General features: G+C 71.7%; 21 protein-coding genes and 4 pseudogenes. 13 read left to right on the top strand and 12 right to left on the bottom strand.

The features are described 5' to 3' along the window. Window positions 1–81: 81 nt before the first annotated feature. Entirely contained in the window at window positions 82–462 is a 381-nt protein-coding gene (locus tag ACIOC0_RS16425) for a hypothetical protein (RefSeq protein WP_351093907.1), read from the top strand. Between the two features lie 76 nt (window positions 463–538). Further along, a pseudogene (locus ACIOC0_RS16420) lies at window positions 539–967 on the top strand (nuclear transport factor 2 family protein); the annotation flags it as partial. 15 nt (window positions 968–982) lie between these two features. Here ACIOC0_RS16420 and ACIOC0_RS16415 read toward each other — a convergent pair. Beyond that, window positions 983–1,387, bottom strand: a complete 405-nt coding sequence (locus ACIOC0_RS16415; RefSeq protein WP_402155674.1) for an STAS domain-containing protein — start codon at window positions 1,385–1,387, stop codon at window positions 983–985. Window positions 1,388–1,493: 106 nt separating this feature from the next. On the opposite strand from ACIOC0_RS16415, the gene ACIOC0_RS16410 reads away from it, so the two are divergent. Further along, on the top strand, window positions 1,494–1,823 hold the full coding sequence (locus ACIOC0_RS16410; protein ID WP_402155673.1) for a helix-turn-helix transcriptional regulator: 330 nt from the start codon (window positions 1,494–1,496) through the stop codon (window positions 1,821–1,823). 64 nt (window positions 1,824–1,887) lie between these two features. Next, window positions 1,888–1,983: pseudogene (locus tag ACIOC0_RS16405) on the top strand (DNA-binding response regulator); the annotation flags it as partial. Between the two features lie 24 nt (window positions 1,984–2,007). On the opposite strand, the gene ACIOC0_RS16400 reads toward ACIOC0_RS16405, so the two are convergent. Both ACIOC0_RS16400 and ACIOC0_RS16395 read right to left on the bottom strand, forming a co-directional pair. Then, window positions 2,008–2,325, bottom strand: a complete 318-nt coding sequence (locus ACIOC0_RS16400) for a CorA family divalent cation transporter (protein ID WP_402155672.1) — start codon at window positions 2,323–2,325, stop codon at window positions 2,008–2,010. An 85-nt stretch (window positions 2,326–2,410) separates the two neighbouring features. Beyond that, window positions 2,411–2,998, bottom strand: a pseudogene (locus ACIOC0_RS16395) (CorA family divalent cation transporter); the annotation flags it as partial. 212 nt (window positions 2,999–3,210) lie between these two features. Between ACIOC0_RS16395 and ACIOC0_RS16390 the strand changes: the two are divergent. The 3 genes from ACIOC0_RS16390 (at window position 3,211) to ACIOC0_RS16380 (ending at window position 5,245) form a co-directional block, all read left to right on the top strand. Beyond that, window positions 3,211–3,792, top strand: coding sequence for a DUF3618 domain-containing protein (locus ACIOC0_RS16390; protein ID WP_402155671.1), 582 nt, complete (start codon window positions 3,211–3,213; stop codon window positions 3,790–3,792). A gap of 207 nt (window positions 3,793–3,999) precedes the next feature. Continuing rightward, the gene (locus tag ACIOC0_RS16385) at window positions 4,000–4,557 is read left to right on the top strand and encodes an HdeD family acid-resistance protein (protein ID WP_402155670.1); all 558 of its coding nucleotides are present in this window, start codon (window positions 4,000–4,002) and stop codon (window positions 4,555–4,557) included. A 70-nt stretch (window positions 4,558–4,627) separates the two neighbouring features. Then, complete coding sequence (locus ACIOC0_RS16380) at window positions 4,628–5,245, top strand: TOPRIM nucleotidyl transferase/hydrolase domain-containing protein (RefSeq protein WP_402155669.1); 618 nt, start codon at window positions 4,628–4,630, stop codon at window positions 5,243–5,245. A gap of 24 nt (window positions 5,246–5,269) precedes the next feature. Here ACIOC0_RS16380 and ACIOC0_RS16375 read toward each other — a convergent pair whose 3' ends face one another. Then, complete coding sequence (locus ACIOC0_RS16375) at window positions 5,270–6,097, bottom strand: alpha/beta fold hydrolase (protein ID WP_402155668.1); 828 nt, start codon at window positions 6,095–6,097, stop codon at window positions 5,270–5,272. A 71-nt stretch (window positions 6,098–6,168) separates the two neighbouring features. On the opposite strand from ACIOC0_RS16375, the gene ACIOC0_RS16370 reads away from it, so the two are divergent. Continuing rightward, window positions 6,169–6,624 (top strand): MarR family winged helix-turn-helix transcriptional regulator, encoded by a 456-nt coding sequence (locus tag ACIOC0_RS16370; RefSeq protein ID WP_402155667.1) that lies wholly within the window; start codon window positions 6,169–6,171, stop codon window positions 6,622–6,624. 138 nt (window positions 6,625–6,762) lie between these two features. After that, complete coding sequence (locus tag ACIOC0_RS16365; RefSeq protein ID WP_402155666.1) at window positions 6,763–7,749, top strand: aldo/keto reductase; 987 nt, start codon at window positions 6,763–6,765, stop codon at window positions 7,747–7,749. Between the two features lie 70 nt (window positions 7,750–7,819). Here ACIOC0_RS16365 and ACIOC0_RS16360 read toward each other — a convergent pair whose 3' ends face one another. Continuing rightward, a complete protein-coding gene (locus tag ACIOC0_RS16360; protein ID WP_402155665.1) occupies window positions 7,820–8,203 on the bottom strand; it encodes a GntR family transcriptional regulator in 384 nt (127 codons plus the stop codon). Next, window positions 8,196–8,954: a hypothetical protein gene (locus tag ACIOC0_RS16355; RefSeq protein WP_402155664.1), complete on the bottom strand. Its 759-nt coding sequence runs from the start codon at window positions 8,952–8,954 to the stop codon at window positions 8,196–8,198. Before ACIOC0_RS16355 ends, ACIOC0_RS16360 begins: the two co-directional genes overlap by 8 nt. Before the next feature lie 233 nt (window positions 8,955–9,187). Between ACIOC0_RS16355 and ACIOC0_RS16350 the strand changes: the two genes are divergently transcribed. Continuing rightward, entirely contained in the window at window positions 9,188–9,637 is a 450-nt protein-coding gene (locus tag ACIOC0_RS16350) for a hypothetical protein (RefSeq protein WP_402155663.1), read from the top strand. A gap of 51 nt (window positions 9,638–9,688) precedes the next feature. Here the strand turns inward: ACIOC0_RS16350 and ACIOC0_RS16345 are convergent, their stop codons facing one another. After that, window positions 9,689–10,627 (bottom strand): SDR family oxidoreductase, encoded by a 939-nt coding sequence (locus ACIOC0_RS16345; RefSeq protein WP_402155662.1) that lies wholly within the window; start codon window positions 10,625–10,627, stop codon window positions 9,689–9,691. Between the two features lie 150 nt (window positions 10,628–10,777). Here ACIOC0_RS16345 and ACIOC0_RS16340 point away from each other — a divergent pair, with 150 nt between their 5' ends. Further along, complete coding sequence (locus ACIOC0_RS16340) at window positions 10,778–11,845, top strand: MerR family transcriptional regulator (protein ID WP_402155661.1); 1,068 nt, start codon at window positions 10,778–10,780, stop codon at window positions 11,843–11,845. Between the two features lie 53 nt (window positions 11,846–11,898). Here ACIOC0_RS16340 and ACIOC0_RS16335 read toward each other — a convergent pair. Beyond that, window positions 11,899–12,072: pseudogene (locus tag ACIOC0_RS16335) on the bottom strand (condensation domain-containing protein); the annotation flags it as partial. Here ACIOC0_RS16335 and ACIOC0_RS16330 point away from each other — a divergent pair. Further along, the gene (locus ACIOC0_RS16330) at window positions 12,020–12,208 is read left to right on the top strand and encodes a hypothetical protein (RefSeq protein ID WP_402155976.1); all 189 of its coding nucleotides are present in this window, start codon (window positions 12,020–12,022) and stop codon (window positions 12,206–12,208) included. The pseudogene ACIOC0_RS16335 and the gene ACIOC0_RS16330 overlap by 53 nt on opposite strands. A 138-nt stretch (window positions 12,209–12,346) precedes the next feature. Here the strand turns inward: ACIOC0_RS16330 and ACIOC0_RS16325 are convergent, their stop codons facing one another. Further along, entirely contained in the window at window positions 12,347–13,198 is an 852-nt protein-coding gene (locus tag ACIOC0_RS16325) for an endonuclease/exonuclease/phosphatase family protein (protein ID WP_402155660.1), read from the bottom strand. 238 nt (window positions 13,199–13,436) lie between these two features. On the opposite strand from ACIOC0_RS16325, the gene ACIOC0_RS16320 reads away from it, so the two are divergent. Continuing rightward, entirely contained in the window at window positions 13,437–15,353 is a 1,917-nt protein-coding gene (locus ACIOC0_RS16320; protein ID WP_402155659.1) for an SMI1/KNR4 family protein, read from the top strand. Window positions 15,354–15,399: 46 nt separating this feature from the next. On the opposite strand, the gene ACIOC0_RS16315 is transcribed toward ACIOC0_RS16320, so the two are convergent. The 3 genes from ACIOC0_RS16315 to ACIOC0_RS16305 all read right to left on the bottom strand — a co-directional run bounded on the left by ACIOC0_RS16315 (window position 15,400) and on the right by ACIOC0_RS16305 (window position 16,869). Beyond that, window positions 15,400–16,143, bottom strand: coding sequence for a hypothetical protein (locus ACIOC0_RS16315; RefSeq protein ID WP_402155658.1), 744 nt, complete (start codon window positions 16,141–16,143; stop codon window positions 15,400–15,402). Beyond that, window positions 16,140–16,442, bottom strand: coding sequence for a hypothetical protein (locus ACIOC0_RS16310; RefSeq protein ID WP_402155657.1), 303 nt, complete (start codon window positions 16,440–16,442; stop codon window positions 16,140–16,142). Before ACIOC0_RS16310 ends, ACIOC0_RS16315 begins: the two co-directional genes overlap by 4 nt. Window positions 16,443–16,512: 70 nt before the next feature. Then, complete coding sequence (locus tag ACIOC0_RS16305) at window positions 16,513–16,869, bottom strand: carboxymuconolactone decarboxylase (RefSeq protein ID WP_402155656.1); 357 nt, start codon at window positions 16,867–16,869, stop codon at window positions 16,513–16,515. Between the last annotated feature and the right edge of the window lie 40 nt (window positions 16,870–16,909).

Below are 16,909 nucleotides of genomic sequence, written 5' to 3'. Positions count from 1 at the left end.
CCGGGCGGTTGGCCGTGAACGCGATCATGTGGTGTCATCGTCGCCTTGTCGTTCTCGGACAGGCATACGAAGGAGTGAGCGATGGGACTTCGCAGCAGGGTCACCGCGGCGCTGGGTGGAGCACTTCTCATGGCGGCGGGCACGGTCGTGCTGGCACCGCCGGCCTCCGCCGAGGAGACCTGCCCCTACCCGTACGTGTGCTTCTACCAGAGGGACCCCGCCGACTATCCGGCCGCCACCATCAGCGGCCGCTTCCGGGACGTCACGAGCGGCTGGCAGTGGCTGACCGGGTCCCGAGGGAGCGACTTCGTCCGCAACACGCGCCATGACGACGTGGTCTACCTACACATGACCGACGGCAAGGTGTACTGCGTCGAGAACGGCGGCCACAAGTCCTTCATCAACGACGAGCCGCAGCGCCTCGTGGACGGCGTCCGCATCTCGTCGAACCCGGACTGCTGAGGCCCCGCACGCCCTGAGCCCGCTCGCCGGGGCGTACGCCGCGCCGAGCACACCTGATGTCGGATCGGAGCGAGTCGTGTCCACAGGTACATCCGCAGCCACCCGGGCTGCCGTCGGAGAACTGCTGCGCCGCATCGGCGAGGGGGATCCCTCGGGCATCGCGGCGATGTACGCCGAGAAGGTCGACTGGAAGCTGGACTGGCCGGAGGGCGAACACGGCCGGGCCGCCACGCCGTGGATCCGGCACCGGGCGACCCGCGCGGACGCGGCCGCCCACTTCCGCGAGCTCGCCGAGCACCACCTGCCCGGGCAGGCCGCCACCGAGATCGAGCGCGTTCTCGTCGACGGCGACGACGCGGTCGTGTTCGGCGAGATCCGCCAGACGGCGCGCTCCACCGGGCGCGCCTACCGCGCCCGGTTCGCCCTGCACCTGACGTTCCGGGACGGCCTGGTGACGCGGCACCATGTCTACGAGGACAGTCTCGCCGTCGCCCGGGCGTTCGACGTGAGCGAGGGCCGGTCAGGAGAGGGCGGCTTCGGCGACCGTGCCGCGGACCTCGAGGACGGCGTCGACTCCGGTGACCTCGAACAGTCGCTGAAGCTGAGGTGACGGCGCGACCACGCGCAGGGGGCCAGCCTGGTGGGCACGGATCAGCACGTTGAGGAAGGCCGAGTCCGCGAAGGTGACGCCGGAGGCGTCCAGGACCACCTTGGGATGCTTCCCGGCCGCGGCTTCCAGGGCGTCCGCCAGCGGCGTGATCGAGTCCAGGTCGTAGGCGCCCCGCGCGGCGACGACCCAGGCCCCGCCCGTCTCGTGCTGAACCACCGAAGGGGCCCGCGCGGCGTCCCCGGCGCCCTGGTCGGGCGACGGCTTCCCGCCGGTGCGGCTCATGAGCGTCGGCGTGACGGCCTCGTCGCAGGGCACCTTCGCACTCCTTCGGTGGCTCTCCCTTGCGGGATCATGTCGTTGGTTGCATGAAAAGTATGTCATGTATCCGAGTTCCGCAACGGCACCCCCTAAAATGCCGGGCATGGTTGCCGTGCCCGAATCCCATGCCGGATGGACGTTCATCACCAACCACGCGCGCGTACTGGCGGTCATCGCCGACAACCCGAACGTCCGCATCCGTGACATCGCCGCGCGCTGCCGGCTCACGGAGCGCGCCGTCGCGCGGATCATCTCCGACCTCGAACAGGGCGGTTACCTCTCCCGCACCCGGGACGGGCGCACGAACAGCTACCGCATAGAGCCGGACAAGGTGCTGCGCCACCCGGCCGAGGCCGGGCTGTCGGTGGCCTCCCTGCTCTCCCTCCTCGCACGGGCCGAGACCGAGCGCATCGGGACGCCGGTCGCCCCGTAGCGGCACCCGGTGATCACCGACGCCAGAAGCCGAGCAGGGCGGTGACTCAAGGTCCATGCGGCGGCGCATCCTCGCCGAGCTCGGTCTGCGGGACCGTGTCCAGGCGGCCATCGTCGCCTACGAGACGGGGCCGGTCAGCGCTGGCGACGGGGAGACCGCTCACCCGTCCGCCGAGGAGCCGGAGTCACAGCCAGCCGTTGCGTCGGAAGGCCCGGTAGAGCAGTCCCGCGCCGAGGGCCATCACGGCCAGCGCGCACGGGTAGCCGTAGCGCCAGTCCAGTTCGGGCATGTGGGCGAAGTTCATGCCGTAGACGCCGGCGACGAGGGTGGGGACGGCCAGGATGGCGGCCCACGCGCTGATGCGGCGCATGTCGTCGTTCTGCCAGGTGCCCACCTTCGCCAGATGGGCGTCGAGGACGGAGCCGAGCAGGTCGTCCAGGGCGCGGACCTCGGTGTCGGTGCGGGTGAGGTGGTCGAGGACGTCGCGGAAGTACGGCGCCATCTGCTGCGGCCAGTCGTCGGGGGGGCGCGGTGAGGTGCTGGACGACGGGCACCAGGGGCTGAACGGCGTCGCGGAACTCGACCACTTCCCGCTTGAGCGAGTAGATCTGTTCCGTGAGGTCGTCGCGGGCCGGTGAGAACACGCACCGTTCCAGCTCGGTGAGATCGGTGCGGACCTGCGCCGCGGCCTCCGCGTAGGCGTCGACGATCACGTCGGTGACCGCGTGCAGGACGCTCACAGGTCCGAGGCCTGCCATCTGCGGGGCTTCTTCCAGCCGGCGTGCCGCCTCCACCGTCGGGTCGAGCGCGCCGTGCCGTACGGTCAGCGCGAAGGACCGGCCGAGGAAGAGCATCACCTCGCCGGTCTCCACCTCGGCGGTCCGCTCGACGAACCACAGCGTCTTCACCGCGACGGCCAGGACGTCGCCGTAGCGTTCCTGCTTGGGTCGCTGGTGCGCCTGGACGGCGTCCTCGATCGCCAGAGGGTGCAGCTTCAGGTGCTTCCCCAGCCGCTGCAACTCGTCCTCGCGGGGGTCGTCCAGCCTGATCCAGGCGAACTCGTCGGGTTTCAGCGCCGCCAAGCGGTCCAGGACGCCTTCGCATCCCCCGCCCTCCTGCCGGGCGTCGACGTTCTCGCGCTCGCCCGTCCGCTCTCGGTAGATCGCACACTCCATGCCTTCTCGGATGCTTCCGTCTCCGCGATCCATGCCTGGTGTCCGCACACGACCCGGCGGTCACCGGATCTTCACAGCGGTCCTGATGTGATCGCCGCGGTGACGGCTATGAGCGGGAGAGCAGGTCGACCCGGGCCGCACCGCACACGTCGGAGCGGCCCGGTCGAGAAACGGGAAGGCCGAGTGGCCGAGATCGAGGAGAGCACACAGCGATGACCCAGCCGCCCCACGACGAGCCCACCGCCGCCGGCCCCGAGGAGCTGCGCGAGCAGGTCGAGCACACCCGCGAGGAGCTCGGCCGGACGGTCGAGGCGCTCGCGACCGAGACCGACGTGAAGGCCCGCGCGAAGGAGAGCGCGGTCGAGAAGAAGGACGAGGTCACCGTCCGGGCAGGCGTTCTGATGGAGGAGACCGCGGCCAAGGCGGAGGAGCTGAAGGAACAGACCGTGCTCAAGGCCGAGGAGCTGAAGGAACAGACCGCCCTGAAGGCCTGGGAGCTGAAGGAGCAGACCGTCCTCAAGGCCGGCGAGTTGAAGGCCAAGGCGGCTCAGGCCGTCGGCCGGATCGAGGGGAAGCTGCCCGACCCGGTGCGGGACAAGGCCGTCGGGGCCGCCGGACAGGCCAGGGTCGCGGCGGCCCGGGCCGGCCGGCTGTGGGAGGACAAGGCGCCCGAGCCGCTGCGGGACCGGACGGCTCAGGGGGCGCGAGTGGCCCGGGACAAGCGGGGCCTGCTGCTGACCGCCGCCGGGGTCGCCGTCGTGACGTGGATCGTCCGGCACCGCCGCCAGGGGTGAGCCGACGCAGGACTCGAAGACCCTGGCCCGGATCGGCCGACACGACGGCGGAGGGGTGCCGGCACACGGATGCCGGCACCCCTCCCGTCCATTTCCCGTACGACACTGCGTCGTGTTTCGGCCGGTCACGGGAGTGCACTCGCAGGGCGCGAGAGGAACCTGTCCGACCGGAGAACGGATGAAGGAGTGCGACGTCAGCTGACGTGGATGCTGACCCTGCGAGGGGCGGCGGCCCTGTCGTTCGCGGTGGTGGCGCTGGTGTGGCCGGAGGTGACGGCGATGGCGCTGGCCCTGCTGTTCGGCGCCTACGCGCTTGTCGACGGCGTGACGTGGCTGGCCAGCGCCTTCCGCAGGGACGGCGACAGGAGGCACCGCCTGATACACGCGGTCGGGGGGCTGCTGGGCGTCACGGCCGGGCTGATCAGCCTGGCCTGGCCGGGGGTGACCGCACTCGCACTGGCCGGCCTGGTCGGCACGTGGGCCGTCGTCACCGGCGTCGCGGAGATCTGGGCGGCGGTGCGCTTCCGCCGTGAACTGCACCATGAGGGCGTCCTGTTCCTGGCCGGCGCCGCATCGGTGATCGCCGGGATCCTGGTCTGGGCCCGGCCCGACGCGGGAGCCGTCGCCCTCGCGCAGGTCACCGGCGTCTGCGCGCTGATCTCCGGCGCGCTGGTGCTCGCAGCGGCCTGGCGGCTGCACAACGACGCCGGCGCGGGCTCACCGGCCCGCCACGCCAGGCACGCCCGGCACGCCCGGCACGCCTGAGGACCCTGGGGAGTCAGGCATCGGGGGAAAATGCCTCGCGCTCCGGCCGCGACTGTCCGAGACTCGCCCCATGGAAGACATGGGGGCGTTCCGGGACGCGGTCACGGCGTGGGCGGCGGGCGGTCCCGGCGGTCCCGCGGAAGAACTGGCCGCTCGCCTGCCCGTCCGGACGGTGGTGCTGCTCGAAGGGCTCAGCGATGTCGCCGCGGTCGAAGCACTGGCGGGAAGACGCGGCAGGGACCTGGCGGCCGAAGGCGTCTGCGTCCTGTCGATCGGCGGCGCCATGAGCGTGGGACGCTACGCCCGGCTTCTCGGCGCGCCCGGCCTGGGGCTCCGTCTCACCGGACTGTGCGACGAGGCCGAACGCCCATACTACGCCCGGGGTTTCCAGCAGTCCGGCGCGCCGCGGGAGGGCTTCTTCGTCTGTGCGGCGGACCTGGAGGACGAGCTCATCCGCGCGTTGGGCGTGGCGAGGGTGGCGGAAGTCGTCGAGCAGGAAGGGGACATGCGTCCCCTGCGGACCTTTCTGCGCCAGCCCGCTCAGCAAGGCCGTTCCCCGCAGCGGCAGTTCAGGCGCTTCTTCGGCACGAAGAAGGGGCGCAAGATCCATTACGGCCGCGTCCTCGTCGAGGCGCTCGAACCGGACCGCGTTCCGGTCCCTCTCGACGGCTTGCTCGCCGGCCTGTGACACGCAGACGCCGGTGCGAGGGGGTCAGCTCAGGAAGCCCGTCAGCAGGTCATTCAGCCGTTGCGGGTCGGTGAGCGGCAGGGAGTGGTGGGTCGCTCCGGCAAGCAGCGTCACCTCGCCCTGCCGGAGGGCCCGGCGGGCCCGGTCGGCGACCTTCGCGACGTCGTGGGCGCGGCTGCGCTCGCCGAGCAGGACCAGCACCGGCATGCGCAGGTCCGCGACCCTGGGACGGCCGCCGGTGACGAACTTGCGGTCGGGGACGGTGGCGGCCAGCGCGTAGAGACGCTGCCATGTCTCGTCGGGATGGGTGCCGGCCGTCTCCCAGGCCAGGAAGGCGCGGGCGCGTGCCTCGGTCGGGCGGAGCAGGGTGGGCAGCGCGCGGAGCAGGTAGCCGAGGCGGAATCCGGCGAAGACCCGGGTGGGGTCGACGAGGGCGAGGCGGTCGACCCGCTGCGGCGCGCGCAGGGCATAGCTGACGGCGAGCCAGGCGCCGTACGAGTGGCCGCACAGGTGGGTGCGGGCGAGCCCGAGCCCGTCCAGCAGCGCGTCCAGCCAGGCCGTCATGTCGTCCGCGTTCCTCAGCGCCGCACCCCGGCGTTCGGTGCGGCCCGCGTCGCCCGCCAGATCGACCGCGTACACCCGGTGCCGCTCGCCCAGGGCCGGCGCGTTGGCGAACCAGACGAGGCCGGTGGCGGAACCGCCGGGCAGCAGCACCAAGGGGCTGCCGTCCGGAGGGCCGTACACATGGACCCGGGTACGCCCGAACGGCGTGACGACGTCGCGCTCCTCGCTGGACTCGGGCCAGCGCGCGAGCAGTTCGTCGTAGGCGCGGTCGAAGGCGGGCAGGGACACGGGCGTATTCCTCTCGCTCAGCGATACTCTCGTTCAGCGAGATGATATGCCTGAGCCGACAGGGAGTACGCATGGACGAACAGAGCCCGGCGATGGGGCTGGTCCACCTGCTGCGAGCGATCACCGTGGAGTTCGACCTCCTGGGCGCCGAGTTCGCCGGGCGGCACGGCCTGCATCCCACGGATGTGCGGGCGCTGATCCATCTCCTGGACGCCGCGCGGGACGGCACGAGGGCCACGCCCGGGTGGCTGGGCGAGCAACTGCGTCTGAACTCGGCCGGGACGACCGCCCTGGTGGACCGGCTGGAGCGGCTCGGCCTGGTCCGCCGCAGCAGGGACACAGTCGACCGGCGACGCGTACTGCTGGAGGTGGAGGACAGGGCCAAGGAACTCGGGTGGGCCTTCTTCGGGCCGGTGATCGGCGGGGTGATCGAGGTCGCGGAGGGTTTCGACGCGGGCGAGTTGGAGACGGTTCGTCGTTTCCTGGCCGCGACGCTGGAATCAGCCGGGCGGGCGCGTTCCGGGTGACAGGGGCCTTGGGCGGCGGTGACCACGCGCACTCGCGGGTGCGGTCGCGCCGTCGGCCCGGCGCTGTTGACATGGAGTGCACTCCAATACCTAGCGTCTTGGGCAGACCTTCCGACGACGAGCTCTGGAGACAGCAGCATGACCGCACTTCCCACCCGGCGCCTCGGCGAACTGACCGTCTCCGCCCAGGGCCTGGGCTGCATGGGCATGAGCCACGCCTACGGCGACGCGGACGAGGCCGAGTCGATCGCGACGCTGCGCCACGCCCTCGACCTGGGGGTCAGCCTCCTGGACACCTCCGACTTCTACGGCCATGGTCACAACGAGGAGTTGATCGGACGGGCCATCGCCGGACGGCGGCACGAAGTGGTGCTGGCCACGAAGTTCGGCTTCGCCAACCGGCTGGGCGAGCCGACCGCCATCCGCGGGGACGCCGAGTACGTGCGACAGGCGTGCGAGGCGTCGCTTCGCCGTCTCGGCGTCGACCACATCGACCTCTACTACCAGCACAGGGTCGACCCGCAGGTGCCGATCGAGGAAACCGTGGGCGCCATGGCCGAGTTGGTGCAGGCCGGCAAGGTCCGCCACCTGGGTCTCTCCGAGGCCGGCGCGGCCACGATCCGCCGGGCGCACGCCGTGCATCCGATCGCCGCGCTGCAGAGCGAGTGGTCGCTGTGGACTCGCGATCTGGAGGCGGAAGTCGTCCCCGTCTGCCGCGAACTCGGCATCGGCGTCGTCCCGTTCTCCCCGCTCGGGCGCGGCTTCCTCACCGGCCGCTACCGTTCGCTCGAGGGCATGGCCGAGAACGACATGCGGCGAAGCCAGCCGCGCTTCGCCGACGGCAACCTCCAGCGCAACCTGGCGATCGTGGCCCGGCTGACCGAGCTGGCCGAGGCCAAGGGTGTGACCGCCGGCCAACTGGCCCTGGCCTGGGTGCAGCACCGGGGCGACGACGTGGTGCCGATCCCCGGCACCCGGCGGCAGCGGTACCTGGAGGAGAACCTCACCGCGCTGACGGTCGAGCTGTCCGCCGAGGACATCACCGCCATCGAGGCCGCCGCCCCGAACGACCAAGTAGCGGGCACCCGTTACGACGCGACAAGCCTGACCTTCGTCGGCCGCTGAGCCCACCGGCCGGCGGTGGGGGCGCGGTGCGGTGACCCGTCGCCGCCAGTCGGTCTTCGGCCCCGTGCCGCTACGCCTGCCGCTCCAGCGCGTCCCGCACGGCGCTCAGAATCGCCTCGGTGCCGACGCCCAGGGCACGGGCGGCCGACGCGAAGTCACGTGCCAGCGTGGCCAGTTGCTCGGGGTTGAAGCGGGCGGGCTCCGCGGGGAGGGCGGCGACCCGGGTACCCGCGCCGCGGCGGGTGCGGATCAGTTCGGCGGCCTCCAGCTCGCGGTAGGCGCGGGCCACGGTGCCGGGTGCCAATCCGAGATCGGCGGCGAGCTGCCGTACGGTCGGCAGGCGTTCGCCCTCGGCCAGCCGGCCGGTGAGGATCAGCGCGCCGAGCTGGGCGCGGATCTGCTCGTACGGCGGTACCTGACTGGTGGTGTCGACGCGGACGGCCGGATCATTCATGGTCCACGGCCCGGGGGATGACGATGGTGAACAGGCACCAGCCCACCGTGAACAGGCTCAGCAGACCCAGCGGGTAGATCACCAGGGCGGCGACGTTGCCCAGCATTCCCGCGCACTTCGAGTAGAACAGCACCCTGCCGATCATGCCCAGGACGAGCAGCGACTGGCTGGATACCAGCACTCCCCAGGCCGCCGTGACCGCCCAACTGCGGTCGTGACGCTGCTGGTTGCCGCCAGGGCGGTAGGCGATGCGGCGCAGGGCCCAGAAGCACGCGGCGGTGCCGAGGGCGAGGGAGAGCAGGAGGGGCACGGCGTAGTAGAGGCCCGGCCAGGGGCCGAGACGCCTGGTGCCGCCGAGGGCACAGGTGACGGCCAGGGCCCGGCCGGCCCGGCCCGCGCCGTCGGGATCGGCCACGCCGACGCCGACGGCCAGCAGGACGGTCAGGCAAGGGGCCTGGAAGACGAGCAGCGGGCCCATCCGGGGCGGCACATGGTCGCGCACCCGGCGCGGGGCGAGGTGGGCGGTGCGGACCGCTTCCTGCGGGGCGGGCGTGAGCGAGTCACCGAGCAGGACCCCGCCCACCGCACACAGCCCGAAAGCGGTGACGGCGGAGGCGAAGGGCATCGACATGTCTTCACCGCCCATGGTGGCCAGCGCTTGGGCGACCACGACCCCCAGCGCCAGTCCGGCCCAGCGGGCGCAGAAGTCGGCACGGGCCAGGAGTCTTTCGGGCGGGACGGTGTCAAGCATGGCTCCCCCGGGTCGAGTTGCTTGTATCAAGCGGTGAGTACAAGATGCCGATGAGCGATCGTTGTGTCAAATGCTTGGCACAAGAATCCCAGGAGAGCGGCGGCAAGGCGGCGCACAGTCGGTTGCGTTACTCTGCCGCCGGTCGGATCACACCGCGGGGGGCGTGTATGACGGGGCAGGGGGAGGCGATTCTGGATCGGCTCGGCTCACTTGCTCCTGATGTGCGGGCCGACGTGATCCGTCTCCTCGAGACGGCCGTGCGGGGCGCTCCCAGGGCGTGGACCCGCCGCAGGGGTGTCCAGGTGCAGTGGCTCACGCTCGGCGACGGCGACGACCGCGTCGAGGTGCGGGCGGACGCCGGCGAACTGAGTCAGCATGTCGACTGGGACGGTCCGCGGTCCGCGCGTTCTTTCGGCGGCGCCCTGCACGCCCGGCTGGGGACGAACCGGTGCGCCGCCCTCGTCTACGGAGACGCGATCGACACCCGCTCGTGGGGATGGGTCCTTCCGCTCCTGTTCGGACAACTGCCCAGACTGGACACGGCGGTGAGGGTCGATGTCGAACACCGCACGGGGTTCCGTTCCACGTTCTCGTTCTCCACCCGCTACCGGCGCATACTCGTGCGACGGCTGCGGTTCGAGGAGGACGTGCACGGGATCCTGCGGCGGGCCGGGAAGGGGTGACGGTGAGCGCCCCGGGCCGAGGGCGGCACGGCGCGCTCGCGTCGCCGTTCGTCACCGGTATCCGGTCGCGTCCGCCGGTTTGCCGGCATCGGTGACCTCGACCAGGTAGCGCCAGCAGTCCGGGCGTGAGCCGTCGAGGTCCGTGAAGCCGTATTCGCGGGCGAGTCGTCCGCTGTCGAGGGAACGCCCGTTCCAGCGGGCGACGTCGGCGTCGCCGGCGAGTGCCGCGACCGCGCGTCCGACGTACGCCGGGCTCTCCGAGATACAGAAGTGCGGCACCGTCGTCAGCGCGTCGCGCCAGTTCTCCTCGGTGACGCCGAACGCCTCGAGCATCATCTCCGAGCGCAGCCAGCCCGGGGTGAGCGCCACCGCCGTCCCGCCGTGCGGCTCGACCTCGTGGGCGAGCACGAACGCCATGCGCAGCACCGAGTTCTTGACCAGGTCGTAGAAGTAGGAGTTGCGGTAGTTCGCCGCGTTGTATGCGGCCGTGCCGTCGGTCATCTCGACGACGAGGCCGCCCGGCCGCCGCACGAGCAGCGGCAGCAGGAAGTGGCTGGTGATCGCGTGGGTCTCCACGCCCAGCCGGAGCAGCCGCAGCCCGTCGTCGAGGTCGTGCTCCCACACCGGCTTGTCGAACGCGAACAGCCGCTCACCGCCCCAGACGTTGTTGACGAGCACGTCGAGCCGCCCTTGTTCGGCGTCGACGCGCTCGGCCAGGGCGCGGACCTGCTCGGGCACCAGGTGGTCGGTCGGCACCGCGATGCCGGTACCGCCCGCGGCGGTGACGAGTTCGGCGGCCTCCTCGATCGTCTCGGGGCGGTCGTACTCCGACCGGTGCCCGGGAGTGGTGCGCCCGGTGACGTACACCGTCGCCCCCGCCGCGCCGAGCTGCACGGCGATCCCTCGCCCGGCGCCCCGGGTGGCCCCGGCGACCAAGGCGATCTTCCCGCGGAGGTCGGGGGTGGTAGACGTGTCGGTCACCGGTTCCATCGAGGTCCTCTCCTTTTGCGCACCGGGCCATCAGCCTCTCGCACACCGCGCCGGGGCACCAGCGCTTCCCGGTCGGCGGTGGGGGGCGCTGCGGGGCGGGTTGACCCTCGACCTTGTGCAGGGGTCAGAGTGCCGGGTGTGGAGAACGACATGCGCAGCATCGGTGAGATGGCCCGTGACAGTGGCCTGAGGGTGAGCGCTCTGCGATTCTACGACCGGGCCGGGGTGCTGGTGCCGGCCTGGGTGGATCCGGTGAGCGCCTATCGCTGGTACGAACCGGGGCAGCTCGAAGAGGCACGGCTGCTGGCCCGCCTGCGCCGGGCCGGGATGCCGCTGCCGGACATCCGGCTGGTGCTGGCCAGTTGGTCCGGCGCGGACTCCGCTCTGGTCCGGGAACTGCTCAAGGCGCATCTGCGCCGCCTCGAACAGGGGCTGTCCGAGGCCAGCCGCGAGTTCTCCGCGCTCCGGGCACTACTCGATCACCGGGAGAACGTGATGACTGAGCTCCGTACCGCCGCCGTCGGCCTGTCCGTCGCCGCGTCCGAGCTGGCGGCCGCGCTGGACACGGTCCGTTTCGCTGCCGGCACCGATCCTGAGCTGCCGATGCTCGGCGGGGTCCTGTTCGACGTCGAGGGCGGGAACCTGCACGTCGTGGCCACCGACCGGTACCGGATGGCCGTCGCGCGGGCTGGTGTCACCGGGCACGACGGCGGCCGGGTGCAGGCCATCGTGCCCAGTCCGCTCGCCGACGCGATGCGGGCGCTGCTGGACGGCGAGGAGCCCGTGCGGCTCTCCGTCGACGACGGCCGCGTGACCCTGGAGGCCGGGGACCGGCAGGCGTCCGGTCAGTGGCTCGACCATGACTTCCCCGACTACCGTCGTCTCCTCCCCCAGGCCGACGGGCATCGTGCCGTCGTCGAGGTGGCGGACTTCCGCGAGGCCCTGGAGAACGGCCCCGTCCGCACGGGAGAGGCCGGCGCGCCCGAGCTCAGCGTGCTCAAGGTGGAGAGCGGCGGCACGGTGACCCTCTGCGCCGACGGTGACGAAGACCCGGACCGCGTCGCCGTCAACCGCCGGTTCCTGCTGGACGCCCTGGCCGCGGGGGGCCGGGACCGACTGGTTCTGGAGCTCGGCGCCCCCAACGCGCCGATCGTCCTCCGCCGGCTCGACGACGCGGACGCCTTCTCGATCCTGATGCCGGTCCGGCTGGAGGACTGACGGCGCGCCCGGCGCACCGGCTCCCGGAGGGTGGTCCCCTCGGGCACCTCGGTCTGCAGGGCCAACGTGTTGACGAACAGACCGATGCCATGGGCGAGTTCGGGGCGTTCACGGCCGGACGTCAGAGAGCCGACGACGATGTCCCGGACCCCGGCGGTGCGATGGACCAGGGCCTTGAAGGCGCCCTGGAGCACCATGTACGGGGTGGCCCGCTCGGTGGCCGCCAGGGCGCGCAGCCTGCGGGCGGTGTCCGGGTCGACGGTGAACGTGCGGGCCGAGCCGCCGGGGCGCAGCGGGTCGGCGCCGGGTGAGAGGGGCAGCCGTGTCACCGCCGGGGCGTCGGCGAGTCACCTGGACCAGTAGGCGAGTTGAGCCGCCTCCTGCGGGCTGTCCTCGAGGGTGTGCAGCAGTGCCGTGTGGTCGCTGTGGGCGACGGGCAGGGCAGTTGACGGCAGTGACGGACGCGTCCCCTCAGTGCCCCCTGCCGTCGTGGAGTCGGTCTCACCGCCCCCGCGAGGCCATGTTCAGGTCCGCGTACAGGATGTGGTGGTCCGAGTAGGGGGTGGGGACGATGTGACGCCTGAGCGGAGCGATGGCGCGCAGGAAGACGTAGTCGAACTTGCTCTGCCAGTCCGTGGTGGGCTCGCAGTCACCCGCCCTCGAGGGGCCGCACCCGGGGTCCGCGTCCGAGGCCAGCTTCCACAGCGGGGTGAGTTCGGCGGTGTCCGGTACGGCGTTGAAGTCGCCGAGGACGACGGCTCGGTCGTGCCGGGCGATCTCCTCGGCGAGCGTGGCGGCCTGCTCCGCGCGGACCGCCTCCTGACGCCGCTGGGCGAGGTGGGTGTTGAACACCCGGACCGGGCGGTCGCCCACCCGGGTGGTGACCGCCATGTAGCCGCGGTCCTCGGATCCCCCGTCGGCGTACTCCTCTTTGACCGTGTCCGTCATCGGCGCCGCGGAGAGGATCGCCTGGCCGTAGCCGCCCGGGTTCCACGGCGCTCCCCCGCAGCGGCGCCAGTTGTGGAGCACCGCCCCGTACTCCACGTGGTAGACCAGTCCGTGACGGCTTTTCAGATAGCCCCGGATCGTCTCGACGTCCCGTTCGCACGCCTCCTGGAGGCCGACGACCTGGGGGGCGTAGGCGGCGATCTCCGCCGCCTGGTCGACCTCGCTCTCCCCGCAGGGGTTGCACAGGTTCCACGTCATGACCCGGTTGGCCACGGCTTTCCTGGCGGCGACGGTCGGCGACGACGCGGCGAAGGGACCGCCGTCCGGGACACTGGGGCCGACGAGAACCGCGCAGACCCCGATCCCGGCCCCGGCGAACAGCCACACCCCTCTTCCCCGCGCCATCGCCCCTCCTCCGTCTCGACACCCAGGGAAGCGGCAGGCGCCTCCCCCCACGAGACTAGTCGATGCCCTGCACCGGCTCGGTGGGCCCGAGGGGCACGGCGGTCGAGGCTCGACGTCACTTTCTGCGCATGGCTGCTCACTGTACGCTGACCCCGCGTATCGGCGTCGAGGACACGGTCCATGAGGCCCAAGCCGGAGCCGACCCCCCCTTGTCAGTGCCGGATGACACCATCCGCTCATGAGCGACGAGCCTTTCGACTGGCAAGAGTTCCTTGGGCGTTGGCGGGCGGAGTGGGTCCCGGACCTGGACGAGGAACTCGAGGACGACGAAGACGAGGGTCACGGCCCGACCGGCGATCCCCTCGGCCGCCCCGGTGCGGACGAGGCGGCGATCACCGCGGCCGAAGAGCGGCTGGGACGGCGACTGCCGCCCTCGTACCGGGAGTTCCTGGCCGTGAGCGACGGGTGGCGCGTGAACCAGACGGCCGGCGTCTACCGGCTCGGCGGCGTCGCGGACATCGACTGGTTCCAGGACCCGCACGGCATGACCCCGCTGTACGAGCAGGAACTCGGCGACGACCCGCGCGAGGAGGACGTCCTCCTCGCCGGGATGTGGCGGCGGGCGCTGCGACTGGAGACGGACTCCGACATGTCGAACGCCCTGCTCGACCCGGGCGACAGCGACGAGGACGGCGAATGGGCACTCTACGTCTACAAGGGCTGGAGCGGTGAACTGCCGGAACGCTACCCGTCGTTCCGGGCGTACATGGAGGACATGTACCGCGGTTTCCACTCCGACCGGGCGCAGAGCGCCGATTTCGTGAACGCGACCACCCGCGCCCAGGACGCGCGCGTGGGGGAGGCCCGTCTGCTGGCCCTGCGCGGACGGCACGAGGAGGCCCTTCCCCTGCTGGAGGAGGCGATGTCCTTCGGACGGCCGCACAGCCGCGTCCTGCTGAACCAGCTCCGGCACCTGTCGAATCCGCGCGTCCCCCAGGACTACGGCACCCTGGTGGCCGACCCCCGCTACCTGGCCGAGATCCTACCCGTGCAGGCCATGGAGGTGTCGGCGCACGGTGGACGGCTGAGCGAGGAGGACCACTGGCTCGGGATGATGGCCGCCCGCGGGGTCGACCGGCACACCGCCGGGACCGCGCTGCGCACGACAGTCGACGGCACGTACCGCTACGCGCCCGGCGGCGCCTGGGGCCGTGCCGTCGCCGAGGCCCGTGAGTCGGCCCGCTGGGGTGCCACCGACATCGCGTGGCGGGCGCTGCGGGACGCGCTTCCGCTCTGGGAAGCGCCCGGGCCCTCGTTGATCGCCCCGATCGGCCTGCTCGCCGATCCCGTCCTCGGCCCGCTGGTCACCCCGGAACGCGGCCGGGAGATCCTCGCGACTCCGCGGTCCGGTGAGACGGGGCCCACTCCAGAGCCGGTGCCCGACCTCGACCCTCCGGGCCTCGCCTGGCTGACCGAGCCCACCGCGAACCGGCAGCCGTTCCAGGGCTACCGCTGCGTCTGGGTCGAGGGCGTCGCCCCCGATCGACTGCCCGCCCTGATCGGCGAGGAAGGCGCCGAACTGAGCGCGCCCACGGAGCCGCACATGGTGTCCTGGCACGCGCCCCGGCCCCACGAGCGGGAAGGCGTGCAGCCGTGGGAGGACCGGGCCGTGGTCGCGGTCGGACGCACCGCCGAAGCGTGGTCCTTCGCCTTCGACGGCCACTCCGACCGCCATCTGAACCGGCGGTTCCTGTCCCCGGCCCGGGCCGCCTCCGCCTCCGGCCGTGCGGTGGTGGTGTGGCGCGACCCGAGAGCCTCTTCTCCCGGCGGCGCTCCGGCCTCGTTTCACTTGTCGGTGGCCGAACGGGGCGAGGAGCTCTACGCGTTCACCGTGCGCGGTACGGAGATCCAGCGTTCCGGCGCGATACCGGACGCCCTGGACCCGGCGAACTGGTGCAGCTCGGAGGACGCCGAACTGGACTGCGAAAGGATGCTGTTGACGGCTCTGCACTCAGAACTGGGCCTGTCACTCCCCCGCTTCGCGCTGACCCGAGGAAGGCTGAGCACCTTCATCACCCGGTCCTGGACCCGGGCCCCGCAAGCGGGTGAGAGTTTCGCCTACGCCACCATCGGTTTCGTACGGCACCGGCCCTGAGACCGGGCACGGGGAGGGCGGCCGGGCCTCTCCCCGGGCAGGGTGGTCACCAGGACTGTGGCCGCATGAGTTCGAGATCCTCTCCCCACGCGTCGAGCACCTCACCGTGTCCCGCTTGTCGGGCCGCCGCCTCGACGAGGGCGAACAACCGTCGCTGCAGGGAGAGGTCGCCGGGCGCGGAGACACGGTCCACCGCACGCAGCAGCGCGTCGGTGTCCCAGCCGGGCAGCGGGTACCGGGCCAGTTCCCATTCCAGGTACTTGTTGTACGGCCGGGGGCGACGGTCCAGAGCGAAGAGCAGCTCGAGCAGGAACCGCATGCTGTCGGCCGCGTCGAGGCGAGCGGCGAGAGCCTGACCCGACCGGTGGTTCTTGACGGAGCGGTAATGGGAGTTGGCGTAGGCGTCGAGCCAGCCGCCGGCATCACTGAACGCCTCCTCGGCGCCCAGCCGGGCCTTGTCGGCGAGGATCCGGGCGATGCCTCCGTCGAGACGGTCGAGCACGACGCGGGCACGGGCCAGGGCGTACCGCTCGAAACCGGGCATCCCGGCCGCGCGGAACTCGGTGAGTGTGACGACGACGAGGTCGAGCTCGGAGGCGCGGTGGCCCGCGAACCGGGTGAGACCCGTCGACGCGTCATCGGCCAGGACGACGTACAGATCGTGGTCGGAGTGCGGGGTGACCATGCCCTCGTGAGCTCGGGAGCCTTTGAGGACGAGACCGACGACAGCCGGATCAGCGGCGGCGAGGTCGAGGAACACCTCGTAGGTGAGCGGCTGTCGGGTGGTCATGAACCGGTGGAAGGACTGCGGAGGGCGCGCAGGTAGCGCACGCCCTTCACCGCGTAGACGACGGTCATCAGAGCGAAGCCGACGAAGAGCAACCAGATCCAGGAGTCGGCCACGGCGACGCTCATCAGCGCGCCGCCGAACAGCAGCAGGCCGGCAAAGGTGTCCAGCAGATCGAGGCGCGCCTCGGAGCGCACCGCGGGGTCGGGTTCGCGCAACCGGCGGGTGATGGGGACGAGAGTGAGTACCTGCAGGAGGGCCAGGCCGAGGAAGAGCCAGAGGGACCAGTCGGGTATGTCCACGACGCGCACTCTACTGGCCCAACTCGCCTCCCTGTCGAGGGGCTTCGGTGAGACCGGTCAGCCGCCCCGCTCAGAAGGTGCCGCGGCTCTCGGCCCCGGCCTGGGCTATGGCTTCCGCTTCGTCTTCGGCCAGTGCGAGCGCGACGCCGAACGCCTCGGCGATGTGTCCGGCGGCCGACATGACGCGGGCCGTCCCGACGACGGGGGCGATGGCGACGAGGAGGTCCTGCAGCTGCTCGACGGTGAACTCCGCCTTGACGGCCGGGGTGACGTGTGCGAGATACGAGATCGCCGGTGCGTCCATCGCCACGAGCGCGGCGACGCGGGCGAGGATGAGCGTCCTGTCGTCCATGTTGCAGCGCTCGACGGAGTCGATCGTCATGGCGGCGATGGTGTCGAGTACGGGGGTCTCGGATGCAGTGGCCATGGCCGGATCACCTTCCGGTGCTGGGGAGAGCCGCCCGTTG

Source organism: Streptomyces sp. NPDC088254 (genome assembly GCF_044740925.1).
Taxonomy (GTDB): Bacteria; Actinomycetota; Actinomycetes; order Streptomycetales; family Streptomycetaceae; genus Streptomyces.
This window is presented reverse-complemented; position numbering and strand designations above follow the sequence as displayed.

Excerpts from the sequence above, each read along its gene's own strand:
- ACIOC0_RS16425 (WP_351093907.1), top strand. The coding sequence starts at position 82 with ATGGGACTTCGCAGCAGGGTCACCGCGGCGCTGGGTGGAGCACTTCTC.
- ACIOC0_RS16410 (WP_402155673.1), top strand. The coding sequence starts at position 1,494 with ATGGTTGCCGTGCCCGAATCCCATGCCGGATGGACGTTCATCACCAAC.
- ACIOC0_RS16400 (WP_402155672.1), bottom strand. The coding sequence starts at position 2,325 with ATGGCGCCGTACTTCCGCGACGTCCTCGACCACCTCACCCGCACCGAC.
- ACIOC0_RS16390 (WP_402155671.1), top strand. The coding sequence starts at position 3,211 with ATGACCCAGCCGCCCCACGACGAGCCCACCGCCGCCGGCCCCGAGGAG.
- ACIOC0_RS16385 (WP_402155670.1), top strand. The coding sequence starts at position 4,000 with ATGCTGACCCTGCGAGGGGCGGCGGCCCTGTCGTTCGCGGTGGTGGCG.
- ACIOC0_RS16380 (WP_402155669.1), top strand. The coding sequence starts at position 4,628 with ATGGAAGACATGGGGGCGTTCCGGGACGCGGTCACGGCGTGGGCGGCG.
- ACIOC0_RS16370 (WP_402155667.1), top strand. The coding sequence starts at position 6,169 with ATGGACGAACAGAGCCCGGCGATGGGGCTGGTCCACCTGCTGCGAGCG.
- ACIOC0_RS16365 (WP_402155666.1), top strand. The coding sequence starts at position 6,763 with ATGACCGCACTTCCCACCCGGCGCCTCGGCGAACTGACCGTCTCCGCC.
- ACIOC0_RS16360 (WP_402155665.1), bottom strand. The coding sequence starts at position 8,203 with ATGAATGATCCGGCCGTCCGCGTCGACACCACCAGTCAGGTACCGCCG.
- ACIOC0_RS16355 (WP_402155664.1), bottom strand. The coding sequence starts at position 8,954 with ATGCTTGACACCGTCCCGCCCGAAAGACTCCTGGCCCGTGCCGACTTC.
- ACIOC0_RS16345 (WP_402155662.1), bottom strand. The coding sequence starts at position 10,627 with ATGGAACCGGTGACCGACACGTCTACCACCCCCGACCTCCGCGGGAAG.
- ACIOC0_RS16340 (WP_402155661.1), top strand. The coding sequence starts at position 10,778 with ATGCGCAGCATCGGTGAGATGGCCCGTGACAGTGGCCTGAGGGTGAGC.
- ACIOC0_RS16325 (WP_402155660.1), bottom strand. The coding sequence starts at position 13,198 with ATGGCGCGGGGAAGAGGGGTGTGGCTGTTCGCCGGGGCCGGGATCGGG.
- ACIOC0_RS16320 (WP_402155659.1), top strand. The coding sequence starts at position 13,437 with ATGAGCGACGAGCCTTTCGACTGGCAAGAGTTCCTTGGGCGTTGGCGG.
- ACIOC0_RS16315 (WP_402155658.1), bottom strand. The coding sequence starts at position 16,143 with ATGACCACCCGACAGCCGCTCACCTACGAGGTGTTCCTCGACCTCGCC.
- ACIOC0_RS16305 (WP_402155656.1), bottom strand. The coding sequence starts at position 16,869 with ATGGCCACTGCATCCGAGACCCCCGTACTCGACACCATCGCCGCCATG.